Source organism: Pseudomonas sp. S3_B11 (assembly GCF_054667715.1).
On sequence record NZ_CP162749.1, the window covers coordinates 5,680,504 to 5,693,348 of the forward strand.

The window sequence follows — 12,845 nt, forward strand, 5'->3', positions numbered from 1 at the left end:
ATCGACAAAACATACCCACGTACCTTCGTCATGCAAATCGGATGTCCGAGCCTCGCTTCCTGACTTCACCGTAAATATCTTCGGGGGCTTCAGCTCGCTCATGATTGCTGAACCATTCGTCCGCCTGTCGAAGATACCCTTTGGCCTTTTCAATGTATTTTTCCCTCTCGATTGTATAGGTGACACCTTTAACCGGGTAATTGGCGTAGCCGACTACATCCTTGGCCGTCAGCACGTTTGCAAGATCGTCTTGCAGGCCGATGAAGTTGCGCTGGCCTTCCCGAACCAAAGGGCTCGCGGCCTTGGAGTAGCCGCCAGCACGTGTCGCGCGCACATTGCTGCGACCCAGCGTCACCACGTCACCGAGCGAATCAACGGTTTTGCGCAGGGCTAGCGATGTCCCCCTTCCCAGCAATTTGCCGGCCAGCGCAGCCCCGCCGGAGACGGCGCCCAAGGCAAGGCTGGTGTAGCTCAGGATTTGAGCGGCAACGGCGTCCGGAGCGGCCTCTTCCAACACCACCGATGCAATCGATACCGCGCCTCCCACCACCTCCAGCGTCAAGGCCGCCGCAGCCGAAAAAGACACCCCTACCAATGGCGCGGATGCGCCAAGTGTCGCAATGGTGAATGCAACAGAGGCTATCGCGAAAGCAGCAGTAAGGCCGATCTTGATCCAGCCCCAGGTAGAAATATGACCGGTCGGATCGCTGAGATTGATCGGGTCTGCGAGGCAATAGGCATAGGGGTTCAGGCCACCGCCATCAAACGGACTCCAACTGTCGGGCCTATGAAATCGCATCAGTACCGGATCGTAGGCCCGATAGCCATTGCCAAGCAGGTAGCAGCCAGTGACCGGATCCAGCGGTTCGCCGCCGAAACCGAACAGACTGCCCAACCCGTCTCCCCCCTGGCGCTGGCCATAAGGCGAATAGGCGTGATGGGGATTGTCGTCGCCAGAAAGTGCTTGCAGGACATTGCCGCAGCCATCGGTTCTGAATAACGCTGTCTCTTGCCCCTGCAACAACGCCAACAACTGTCGTTCTTCGCGAACGATGCTGCGACTGCCCTTTTCCGTTACCTCGCTGGATAACTGCTCTTCTCGGTAGAACCGGCGATACGGCTCCTGCCCCGTCAACTCAACGGCATGAAGCCGGTCCGAAGCATCGTACCGATAGCGCGCCAATGTCGACCTTGAGTCAGCCGAACTCACGCGCTCTAGGCGGCCCAATTCATCGTAGGTCAGCTGGCGACCCCATGAGTCGTTGAGCAAGTTGCCGTCGTCGTCATATCGGAAGGTCGAATTGGCGGACACATAATCGCGATGACTGTGGGTAACAGCACTCAGTTGCGTTTTGTCAGCCAGGTCATATCGGTACGTGGCGGTGTTCTCGCCGCCCGCGAAACGCGTGACGACCCGCCGGATATTATCGAGATAGTCATAGGTGTAATCCTGCGACGTGATGATTTTGCCCTGTACGTCCACGGGCGCCTGCGGGCCTTGACAGGCGTAACGGGTCAATCGGCCCCGCAAATCATAGGCAAACGTCTCGACACGCAGCACCCCGTTTGACTTGAGCGTACGCCGGCTGAGCTTATCCCCCGGGCCGAACGACTGGGCGACCTCGACGACGTCATTGGCCGAGGAGGCGGAACGTCTAAGGATTTCGCGGCCAAACTCGTCGTATACCAGATCGGTGACCATCGAAAGGCCTGATCGAGGATCGGTGACGGTGATGCACTTGACGAGCCCTTGGGCGTCGTACGAATAGGTGGCGGTGATGCGTTCTTGAGCGGAGGCGCTGACTGAGCCTTGTGTGACGCCCGACAGGCGTCCCGTTTGATCATAAAGACAGATGCGGGCCATGCCGTTGACGTCGGTATGGCCAATCGGCTTACCCATCAATGAATAGGTTTGCTCACTATCGAACCGGTCAAGCGCAGTGACCCAGGATTCTCGGCTGAGCCGGCCTGAAGGACCATATTCCATACGCCGCTGCACCAGCGAATTGGCCGCTTCCTGAAGCAAGCCGGTGTGCGGATCAAACCGATGCTTCGTGGCGACGGATGCCTGGCTGCCGGAGCGGCTGGTGATGCAATCATCGAGCATTGGATCAAGTGTGAACCGCAGCTCTTTCCCGGCGGGAGTGCGCTTGCGCGAAGCGTTCCTGCTGGAACCCGCATAGCTCATTCGTTCGCTGCGACCGCCGCATTGATTGTCGGTAATGCGCATCAACCCATCGTAGGCACGAGTTCCCAGTACATAGCCGTTCGCGCTGATTTGCGTGGGGTGATCAGCCTGACTTTGCAGCGCGTACTTTTTCTCGATGACAGTACCGTCCGGTAGCGTCGTACTCAGCACACGGCCAGCCAAATCGTATGTGTAGCGGGTAACCGCACCGTCGGAAGCGATTTGCCTGATACACCGTCCCAAGCCATCGTAGTCATAGACAGTGACCTCCCGCACAACGCCTGACAGATCCATACGTTCGACGCGCGCTGGTTTCTCCAGAGCGTTAAGGAATGTACAGGTCTTGCCGCCACCATCCGTCCAGTGGGTACGAGTGCGTGCCACAGGATCGATCTCATCATGAACGATCACTTGCCCACGACGATTGGTACGGTTCTGATGCCCCCACTGGTCGTAGTCGTAAAGCGTTTCCAGCGTTTTCGGCTCGCCGTTGAACCAATCGATTTGTTTATCCGACTGCAGGCGACCGAGGCCGTCGTATCGGGCCTCATAAACGACCCGCATCGGCGCGCCGGGCATATCGACTTCCTGTTTCTCGACGTTCAGGGTGCGACCCAGTCCGTCGCTGCGGGTCACTGTCAGGCCGCCGCGGGCGTCCTTGACAGTGACGGTGGCATGACCGCCGGGCGCCGACTGATAGATGAACTCACGCGACGCAGAGTGGCCGCTGTCGGGCATTACCGTTTCACGGGTCAACTGCCCCAGTGAATCGTATTCCATGCTGACCACGCAGCCACCGGCCTCACTGGTCTTGATCAACCATCCGCATACGTCATGCCAGTCCTGTCGTAGATGGCTCAGTCCTTGGGCGCTAAAAGTCTGGTCGGTGCGAACGTTATCGTTTTCATGTTGGTAGGCGTAACGATATTCGCTCCGCACGCCACCTACCGTTTCAACTTTGCTCTGCAACCGCCCATGAAAGACGTCACTAACGTTGTTGATGTATTTCAACCGACAGTCCACCCGTGGCTCGCTGATGCCCTCTTCGTAGAGTGTTTCACTGGCGAGCCGAACACAGGGACGCCCAGCAAGCAGTGAGGGCAATTGGCTGTAGGTGTAATGAACGACGGTGGTAGGTGCGGCGGCGAAATCAGGCGAAGGGTGTATCGACTTGCGCTTGAGGAAACAAGGCACGCCTATGGGGCTGGGTGGACAATCCACGCATCCTTGTGCCGGGAAGTACTCATAAATCTCCCGGGCACCGCATGGACTGGTTTTTTCCAACAGGTTTCCATGCACGTCATAAGACGTCCGGGTGGTCTCCGTCCGGACGTTGCTGCGCCCCATATCCTCAGTCGCGCTGGTGTTGAAAAAAAGCTGTCATGCACGGCGCGTTGCATCTGGAACTGTGGAGGCTGATTGCTGAAAGCCTTATCGGGCACATCGTGATATTGGATCTCCCGCAGTTGCATCGTGCTGCCGCAGATCGTCCTTTGTGAAATCATCGAATGGAAGCGGTTGTAGGTACGAATAATTCGTGAGTATTCGCGTCGACCGTTTCTATCAAGGATCCACTGAATCTGAGTGCAGGAGTATTGATAATCGCTACTGACGCTATAAAGCACGTCACGCTCAGCGGACCAGCGAAAACCTGAGGCATTGCCAAGGAAGTTTCTAGGCGAATACTGGTATGTATTGATAATCGCCGGCTGGTCTCCGCCGGGAAACATGACCGATTGGGTGACGTACGGCATGTCGGGGACTGGTGCACCGTCGGGTAGCCTATGCCCCTGACTCTTGTACGTGAGACTTTCCTGGGCACCGTTTGGCTGATGAACTTCGCTCATCACCAAGAAGCCATTGATCGGGGAATAGCCAAAGTTCCAATTCAACTCGGTATTTTCAGCGGTAACCAGCGTGATGCCCTGGAGCTCTCCAAGCCGTAGCGCAAGCAGGTACTGAAGCCTCTTGGAGGGAATATCCGGCCACACGGTAATTGACGGTGGCTCCGGGCTGTTCAGGGCATAGTCGATATGCAAGACACGTCGACGCTGATGATGGACCGTCGCCAACTGTCGCGTTCCGGACAGGAGATGATACTGGTAGAGCGTTTCCTTGCCATCGGGCCAATACTCGCGCTCCAGCAGCCACTCGTTATAGGTCGCGCTGGGGCGTGAAAGAATTTCAATCCTGCCATCGATGTGCTTAATAAGCATTTCATTGTCTTGTATCGTGACGAGTAGGTTATCGAGCTTCTTATCAAGGAAAGTTACCTGGCCACCGCTGATAAATAGCTGATAGGTCTCTCCGTTCGTCAATGTCAATTTACGTCGACGTTGATCGTAACTGCAGGTACGAAGAGACCAGCCGGTTCCGAGGCCCAGATTCCTATCATTGAAGCAATCGTATGAAAGGGTCAGTGAGACCTTCGGGCCACCGGCTGCCTCAGCCGGCACCGCGTCCAGCGCCACACTGCAGCTGTAGGTACCGGTACGGGGGTCCACACCCGAACGGACAAAACTATCGAACTTGAAGGCAGCCGAAGTCAGCTGCCCGGAAGGAGAGGTTGAGTTACTCATGGGATCGTCCTTGAAAACGTCTTTTTATTTATCGATGAATCCGGACCAAAAGCGGATCATCGGTTAGCTCCAAGCGCAGTTGGTGAAGATTTCCATACATATCTTGAAATTCCATAAGCGTGCTGGATACAGGGTCTCGGACCCACACATCCCCCCCGTGTTTGCCGTAGGCAAGTACCAAAGCAACCTGCCCTTCTTCGCTGCGACTCCTCCCCAACGCATCAGGTCGCTCCCACCTCGGAGCCCCGCCTGTTCGCATATACCTGCCATTGCCATAGCCAACCAGGTAATAACCTGTGTATCGGCGATCCGAGCTTCCTATCCGCAGATGAGTGCCGATATTGAAGCCCGTTACGAACTCAATTCGCTGCTGATCAATGATCAGTTCCAAGACAAAAACCTCCACCTTTTCAATGTCACGCGAGGTGGAGGCGTAGGGGGCCGAAGTGCGATTGAGCGAATACTGTTCCGCCCGATAAACCGCCACGGGAAGCGAATACAATTGAAGAGATGCCAGTTCGGTTTTCGTATCAAACTGGAACATCTCGCCGTCCGCCCGCGTTATTCGCGGCCGCACTCTAATAGGTGTATACGAAGTGCTGCTGACATAAAAATCCACTACATAAACGAACGGTCCCGGCGGTACCGAACCAGGCACAGGGCCGTTGTGAGGCAGTTCGCGAAATTGACTATCTTGGAACTCCATGTACTCCCATGCATGGGTACCCTCCGGGCCGTATCTGTTTTTTTTGGACAAAGGCAACCCACTCGATGCATCGACCAAAACGATGGAGTCAAGTTCGGACTGGGTCAGGGGAACTCTTCTATGAAACGCATCTGCCACCGCGACAACTACCCTGACCTTCAGCTGTTGATAGCCATTCCCATATAATCGGTTACCACCCGACACTGAAAAAATCTTGAACTCTTGCAACTCGAACCATGCAGGAGCATTTGCCACGACAGACGTATCATTTCCAAACTGCATTTCAAACCTCGACCTTTAGTTAATTAATTCGCAAGCCAAAACTGCTTGCGCCATTCAATTAACGGCCACACTCCCCAGGCAATCAAGCGGATAAATCAAACATATTATTTATATGAATATATATAACTTTTCGACTAGCAAATCTTTATCAAAGCAATACTTTTAATGCTCACATAACAAATCGCCCCGATGGCGCAGCCATCGGGGCTAAATAAAATCAGCGGGCACATGGATAAATCAGAGTTCAGCAAACCACTCTTTCAACTGCTCCAGTTGCTGATGATTGCCGGACCTGACTAACGTTAGAGCCATCTGCTTTACCACCGCCAAAGGTTCCGTCAGGGCTGGCAAGTTGAGATGTTCTGGCAAGATGTAATCCCCAGTGCTCACCAACAACGCAAAATGAATGACATTCTCCAGTTCGCGGGTATTGCCCGGCCAGCTGTGCTGTTCAAGTGCGAGTTGCGCCGCTTCGCTGATCAGCGGCACTGTCAGGCCCAGGCGTTGGCTGTAGATGCCCAGGAAATACTCGGCCAATGACAGGATATCGCCCACTCTCTCACGCAGGGCGGGCAATTCGAGCCGGCCTTCACTCAGGTAGTGATAGAGCCGCTCATGGAATTTCCCGGCGGCCACTGCTTGCGCCAGGTCGATGCTGGTGGCCGCGACCAGGCGGACATCCACCGGACTGGGCTGATGCGCGCCGACACGGGTGACTTCGTGGTTCTCCAGGGCCGCCAGCAACTTGATCTGGATCGGCAGCGGCAAATCGCCGATTTCGTCCAGGTAAAGGGTGCCGCCGTTGGCCGAGCCGAACCAACCGGCCCGGCTGCTGGCCGAGCCACTGTAGCTGCCGGCGGCATAACCGAACAGTTCGGCGTCGGCGTAGGTCGGGCTGATAGCGCCGCAGTTGACCGATACAAACAATCCACCGCGATCGCTTTCGCGATGGATATGCCGGGCCAGCAGTTCCTTGCCGCTACCGGTTTCGCCGCGTATCAGCACCGAAATCGCACGGGGTGCCAGTTGCTCCAATTCCTGGCGCAACTGCCGTGAACGGGGGTCGACGAACACCAGCGCCTTGGCGCGAATGCTCAGGGGGCTTTTTTCCGCATCGGGAAAGGTCAACAAGGGCTGACCGAAGGTTTCATGCAAACTCATGGCTGGCTCCCGCCCCAGACCGCCGGGAGACGGGGGGCGCTAAAAATTCAGGCGCGACGCAGGGCGTGATGCTCCATGCGGTTTTGCAGACGATAGAGATAAGCGAAACCCTGCTCCCAGCGCTGGTGACCGGACTTCACGTTGATATGCCCCGCCCCGGACAGAATCCCGGCCTCGGCTCCCCAATTGCGCGCCAGTTCCAGGGCACGCGGGGCGCTCACGGCGGCGTCGTTGTCGGAGCTGACCACTTGACTTGGGAACGGCAACAGATCAGTGGGAATCGGCGCGAAGTTGCGCAGCGCCGGAGCGCAGGCTGGCCGCTCGACATCCGCCGGCGCCACCAGCAACGCCCCACGGACTTGTCGCAGGAACTGCACCGGCGCGGTGGCGGCCCAATGAGCCACCGTGATGCAACCCAGGCTATGGGCGATCAGGATCACTGGCGTGCTGTCGGCGGCCACGGCCTCGGCCAGCGCCGCGACCCAGTCTTCACGCCGGGGCGTGACCCAGTCGGCCTGCTCGACCCGGGCGCTGTTGGGCAAGCTGTTCTGCCAATGGGTTTGCCAATGATTTTCCGGCGATCCTTGCCAGCCCGGCACAATCAGGTAGCGAATCGATTCGTTGCGCATGGGTGCTCTCCTGCGTGTCTGTTCCCGGACGAGTATAGGGAGGAGAGCTATATTACTTAAGGAATAAGAAGCTATTTGTTAAGACCTGAAAAGAATATTAACTCGAACCTGTGGGAGCGAGCTTGCTCACGATAGCGGTATGTCTGGTACATCCATGCTGACCGACCGTTCGCTATCGCGAGCAAGCTCGCTCCCACAGGTAATGCGTCGGTCTCACTCGCCACGCCCCTTGCGCAACAACACATCCAACTGGTCGATCACTTCCGCCCAGTCCGCATCCTCGAGGATCTCGTCGCGCAACATTTGCCGCTGGCCCTCGCTCCAGAAAAACGCATCGGCCAGGTGCAGCCCAGGCTTGAGGGGTGAATGGCTGGTGATAAATTGATCAATGCCCTGAGCGTCATCGGGCAAGCCAAGTTGCTTGAATAATGAGGAAAGAGGGTGAATTGGGGTTTCCATACGGGCCTCCTGAACATAATGGAGATGGCGGGGTGTTTCTCCGCAGTCTAGCCCCTCGCCGACCGCCAGACTGATCAAAATTCAATCAACCCTCGACTCGACTAGACTTTGGATAACGTCCCGACGAATACACGTTGCGGAGGATCCCGTGAACATTCACTGGTTGACGGTTGCGCTGCTGGCGATCAGCGGGCCTGCGTTCGGTGCCGATGGCCTCGCGCTGCCATATACCGACCCGATGGCTTTCTGGCTGATCGCCTTTGGCGTGGGCTTGCTGGTCTTCGAGGCGGCCCTGCCCAATTACGGCGTCGCGGGGCTGGGCGGGATTGTCCTGTGTGTGATTGGCGCGGTCATCATGACCAACGCCGAAGTCCCGGTTCCGCTGATGCTCGGCCTCGGCCTGGTCAGTGCTTTGCTGCTGATAGTCCTGTTGGTCCGTGCGTTGAAAACACGACCGCGCCGACCTTTCAGCGGCGATGCCGCGCTGTTGGGCAGTGTCACGACCGTGACCGCGTTGCAGGCCGGCAATCATCATCATGGCTGGGTCCAGTTGGAAGGCGAACGCTGGCAGGTGGTAAGCGCGACGCCGCTGCGGCCTGGGCAAGCGGTGCGTGTCATCACTCGCAAGGGTTTGCTGCTGGAAGTGGCCCCCGCTGATTCGCAAGGAGTCTGAGATGGGTATGCAAATCGGTTTTACGATGCTGTTGTTGCTGTTGATCGCGTTGGCGGCTTCGACATTCCGGATCCTGCGTGAATATGAACGGGCAGTGGTGTTCCAGCTCGGACGGTTCTGGCAGGTCAAGGGGCCGGGGTTGATCCTGCTGATTCCAGTGGTGCAGCAGATGATCCGCGTCGACCTGCGCACCATTGTCCTCGACGTGCCGCCCCAGGACGTGATCACCCGCGACAACGTCTCGGTGAAGGTCAACGCGGTGCTGTATTTCCGCGTGCTCGATCCGCAGAAAGCCATCATTCAGGTCGAAAACTTCCTCATGGCCACCAGCCAACTGGCCCAGACCACCTTGCGCGCGGTCCTCGGCAAGCATGACCTGGACCAATTGCTGGCCGAGCGCGAGCAATTGAACGGCGACATCCAGCAAGTGCTCGACGCCCAGACCGACGCCTGGGGCATCAAGGTGGCGAACGTCGAGATCAAGCACGTGGACCTCAACGAATCGATGATCCGCGCCATCGCCCGCCAAGCCGAGGCCGAGCGGGAACGCCGGGCCAAGGTGATCCACGCCGAAGGCGAGCTTCAAGCCTCGGAAAAACTCATGCAGGCCGCCGAAATGCTCGGCCGCCAGCCGGGCGCCATGCAGTTGCGCTACATGCAGACGCTGGGCTCGATCGCCGGGGATAAAAGCTCCACCATCGTCTTCCCCTTGCCGATTGAATTGCTCAAGGGGATGGCGGAGTTGTCGCCCAACAAGGCTTGATGCATTGCCCACTGTGGGAGCAAGGCTGGCCCGCGATGGCGGCGATGCGGTCTTTCAGAAATCGAGGCGCCTGTTTCGCGAGCAAGCTTTGCTCCCACAATGGGGAAGTGCGGCGTTTCCCTAGAACCCCTCGCCATAGCGCAATGTTTCGAGAGCTTCATAGGGCCCCTGCGCCCAGCGCATGACCCGCTCACGCAACAACGCCGAAGCCTCCCGGCGCTTGTCCTCGCTATCGCCTACAAACGCTTGCGCCGGCTGCTTGGCGTGCTGTCCGACCGCTGCGAACACTTGCCCGCATTGCTCATCATCGAGCCGGAAAAACGCCGCCAGCCTGCCCGTCATCGCCTCGGGCAGTTCGGTGTAGTTGACCGCCATTGCGCCAAATACCTGACAGTGTTCCAAACCCGTCGCCAACAACCGTCCCACCCGACGCGAGATGAAATCTTCCGGGCTGCCGAACGGCAATCCATCGTCCAGGACCGTTGCCCCGATCATTCCCGGCACCATGTGCATGCCGGGACGCCGCAGGTGGGAGACGGCGATTTCCAAGGGGTCGCGGTACAGGAACAGCCAGGGCGTGTCGGGGAAACACTCACGCAACAGCGCCAGCTCACCGATGTTCCAGGCGTCGAGTTTGACCACCAGGCGTTGCTCCACGCCTCGGCGGCGCTGCCCATAGGCGGACATCAAGCCCTTGAGCGCCACGCACTGCTCGGCAGACGACAGATCACTGCGCAGCAACGTATCCAGAGGCGGTGGTTCCGAGATGACGATGTGATCGTCCAATTGGGCAAGCATCTGGCTGATCAAGGTCGAGCCGCAGCGGGAGGCATGGAAAATGAACGCACTGGGCGCCAGGCCCGGGCTTTGTCGTTGCCACTGACCGAACACGTCCAAGGGTGTCTGGCGGCGGAACGCCTGGTTGAAGGGCAAGCGCAGGGCGTCTTCCACGGCGTCGCCGAAGAATGGCTGCGACAGTCGCGCGTCGCCGAACCAGCACCAATCGACCCGCCACTGCCCGGCCTCTTGCCATACGCGGATCGGCAACCAGCCATGCAGATTCAGGTCTTCCATTGGTCTCTCCACTGCTGGCGACCGGTGCGCATCGCAGCCCGCAACTCCTCCCGGGTGAAATGAAGCCCTCGTTCGGCCCCCAGCGCCAGCGCGGAGTCAATGAAAGCTTCCGGCTCATGCAGGTTCTGCAAGGTTCGGGCGAGATGAGGATCCGTTTCTACACGCTGCCGAAAAAGGACAAAGTCGCTTGGCCCGACGCCCACAGCGGGTGTGGTGGGCAGCCCATCGGCAATCTGCTGTGCCAGCCAAGGCCCAGGACGACAATCGAGCACCAGGTGAACCCGCGAATGAGCGCTTCGATTCACAACTCGATGAGGTCGCGCCAGGTCGAGGAACCAGCACTCGCCCGCCGTCATCGGAATGATTTGCCCATTCAGGAAGAAGTCCACGCCAGGCGAGCTGAGCAGCGGCACGTGCAGGCGCAGGTCGGCGTCCGGCCCGTCCAGGTCATAGTCGCGATGTTCGTGGATGCACCCGCCGGGCCCGAGCCGCAGCAGCCGGGCCGAGACGATCTCCAGGGGCCAGTCGCGCAACGCCTCATGCCAACGGCCATCCGTTGACCAAGGCGCGCGGTGCAGGGGCTGACCGCGCCCGGGCGACAGCTCGGTGACGGCATCCGCCGCCGAGATCAGCGCCACCCCGCTCCAATCGCCACTGTAATAGGCACTGTTGAAATGCCCCTGCCAGCGCTCGTCTTCAACGGCGGCCAGTGCCTGCAACAGCAACGGCAGGTTCACCTCCACCGGCAGCCGGGAAAACGCCGGGCGCGTCATGCCAGCGCCCGGTTATTGAGTCACCGCGGCCGTCGTCGGCACCGTGATGTCGCCTTGGGCCCAGGCTGCTTCACGATTAGCCAGCGCCGAGGCAATCGACTGGACTGCGGTCGATTGCACTTCGTTTGGCAGCGGGTCCAGACCGGCGCTGGCGAAGATCTGCCCATAAGCGTTGCGCAGGTCGGCGTAGGCCAGGTCCCGGCGCAGGTCGGCCTGCAGGGTGTTCAGTTCACCCTGGATCAGATCCAGCTCGCCAATGCCGGCAGCCTCGTGACGGTTGCGCAGTTGACCGACAATCTGCCCGTCGATGTCCGCCAGTTGCTGGCTGGTCTTGAACTGGCGCAGCGCTTCGCGATAGTTGGCATTGGCCACGTACAACTGCGCCAACACGGCAATCGACATCGCCTGGCGCCGCGCCGACGCCACTTCTTCACCGGCCTTGGCCACGTCGATGGCCGCCGGGGCGGAAATCACGTTGAACAGGTTCCAGGTGACTTTCACGCCATAGTCGGCCCAGCCCTGTTCCACCAGGAACGAGTTGCTGTCGTAATGCCCGCCGGCGGAAAACTCCAGCCCCGGCAGCAGGCGCAGCATGGCCTTGCGGGTTTCGGCGGCGGTGATGCGGGTCTGGTAATCCTGCTCGCGCAGTTCCGGACGGCTGGCCAGGGCTTCCTGTTCGAGACGGGCCAGGTCGACCTTGAGTTCCGGGATAGCGTATTCATCCTGGGTCGCCAGGGTCAGCTCGGTGCCCAAGGGCAAGTTGATCAGGGTCGCCAGTTCGGTCTTGGCCAGGGACAGCGCCCGACGCTGCTCTTCGAGCTGGCGAGTAGCCTGGATCAGCGAGCGCTGGTAGCCCAGGGCCTGCACCGGGTCGCCAATGCGCTGTTCGCTCATGCTCTGGCTATTGTCCCGCGCCGTCTCGACCCGGGCCATCAGGCTGTCGATCTGCTTGAGCAGGCGCTCGGCGGCCATGGCGCGCCAGTAGGCTGAACGCACGTCCTGGACGATGGTGTTGATCACCTTGCGCCGGCGCTCCTGCACGATCAGGCGCTGGTCCCCGGCCTGCTTGGCGCTCATGTAGCTGACGCCGAAATCGAGCACGTTCCAGACCATGGTCAGGTCCGCCACCTCGCGGTCGCGGTCCTGGGAGGTCGACGGCTCCAGGGACTGGGTGCCGGTTTCCACGCTCTGGCTGCTGGAGGCGTTGACGTTGTTGCGGCCCACATAACCGGCGTCCAGGGCCATGCGCGGCAGCATGTCGAAACTGGCCAGGTCCAACTGACGCTTGGCCAGGGCTTCCTCCATGATCTTCAAGCGGCCTTCGAGGTTGTACTTCACTGCCCGGGCCATGGCCTGGTGCAGGGTCAGCGGGCCGCTGAGCGGCTCCTGATCCTTGTACATATTCTGCAGGTCGGTTCGAGCGCGCTGTTCGCTGACGCTACGCTCGATCGGATCGCTGGTGACCGCACAACCACTCACCACCAACGCCAGCAAACTCATACCGAATAACTTCTGACTTCTATTCATTCCCTGGATTGCCCCTGGCTGCCCCAATATT

General features: G+C 59.1%; 11 protein-coding genes. 2 read left to right on the top strand and 9 right to left on the bottom strand.

From position 1 onward, the window contains the following. Positions 1 to 28: 28 nt before the first annotated feature. The 6 genes from AB4O22_RS25485 to AB4O22_RS25510 form a co-directional block, all read right to left on the bottom strand. On the bottom strand, positions 29 to 3,472 hold the full coding sequence (locus tag AB4O22_RS25485) for an RHS repeat domain-containing protein (protein ID WP_460158233.1): 3,444 nt from the start codon (positions 3,470 to 3,472) through the stop codon (positions 29 to 31). After that, on the bottom strand, positions 3,385 to 4,767 hold the full coding sequence (locus AB4O22_RS25490; protein ID WP_460158234.1) for a hypothetical protein: 1,383 nt from the start codon (positions 4,765 to 4,767) through the stop codon (positions 3,385 to 3,387). The genes AB4O22_RS25485 and AB4O22_RS25490 overlap by 88 nt, the downstream gene beginning before the upstream one ends. Before the next feature lie 28 nt (positions 4,768 to 4,795). After that, positions 4,796 to 5,755, bottom strand: a complete 960-nt coding sequence (locus AB4O22_RS25495; protein ID WP_223471182.1) for a hypothetical protein — start codon at positions 5,753 to 5,755, stop codon at positions 4,796 to 4,798. Positions 5,756 to 5,992: 237 nt separating this feature from the next. Further along, complete coding sequence (locus AB4O22_RS25500) at positions 5,993 to 6,916, bottom strand: sigma 54-interacting transcriptional regulator (protein WP_003196603.1); 924 nt, start codon at positions 6,914 to 6,916, stop codon at positions 5,993 to 5,995. A 47-nt stretch (positions 6,917 to 6,963) separates the two neighbouring features. After that, on the bottom strand, positions 6,964 to 7,545 hold the full coding sequence (locus tag AB4O22_RS25505; RefSeq protein ID WP_053185010.1) for an alpha/beta hydrolase: 582 nt from the start codon (positions 7,543 to 7,545) through the stop codon (positions 6,964 to 6,966). Between the two features lie 213 nt (positions 7,546 to 7,758). Next, entirely contained in the window at positions 7,759 to 8,004 is a 246-nt protein-coding gene (locus AB4O22_RS25510; RefSeq protein ID WP_223471184.1) for a DUF2789 domain-containing protein, read from the bottom strand. Positions 8,005 to 8,152: 148 nt separating this feature from the next. Here AB4O22_RS25510 and AB4O22_RS25515 point away from each other — a divergent pair, with 148 nt between their 5' ends. Beyond that, a complete protein-coding gene (locus AB4O22_RS25515) occupies positions 8,153 to 8,677 on the top strand; it encodes an NfeD family protein (RefSeq protein ID WP_223471186.1) in 525 nt (174 codons plus the stop codon). 1 nt (position 8,678) lies between these two features. Further along, positions 8,679 to 9,440, top strand: coding sequence for a slipin family protein (locus AB4O22_RS25520; RefSeq protein WP_003196596.1), 762 nt, complete (start codon positions 8,679 to 8,681; stop codon positions 9,438 to 9,440). A gap of 120 nt (positions 9,441 to 9,560) precedes the next feature. Here the strand turns inward: AB4O22_RS25520 and AB4O22_RS25525 are convergent, their stop codons facing one another. From AB4O22_RS25525 to AB4O22_RS25535, 3 genes are read right to left on the bottom strand one after another with little or no spacing between them, the layout of a single operon-like run. After that, positions 9,561 to 10,514 (bottom strand): sulfotransferase, encoded by a 954-nt coding sequence (locus AB4O22_RS25525; RefSeq protein WP_223471188.1) that lies wholly within the window; start codon positions 10,512 to 10,514, stop codon positions 9,561 to 9,563. Beyond that, positions 10,502 to 11,287 (bottom strand): aspartyl/asparaginyl beta-hydroxylase domain-containing protein, encoded by a 786-nt coding sequence (locus AB4O22_RS25530; RefSeq protein WP_460097415.1) that lies wholly within the window; start codon positions 11,285 to 11,287, stop codon positions 10,502 to 10,504. The genes AB4O22_RS25525 and AB4O22_RS25530 overlap by 13 nt, the downstream gene beginning before the upstream one ends. A gap of 12 nt (positions 11,288 to 11,299) precedes the next feature. Next, positions 11,300 to 12,814 (bottom strand): TolC family protein, encoded by a 1,515-nt coding sequence (locus AB4O22_RS25535; RefSeq protein WP_460097416.1) that lies wholly within the window; start codon positions 12,812 to 12,814, stop codon positions 11,300 to 11,302. Between the last annotated feature and the right edge of the window lie 31 nt (positions 12,815 to 12,845).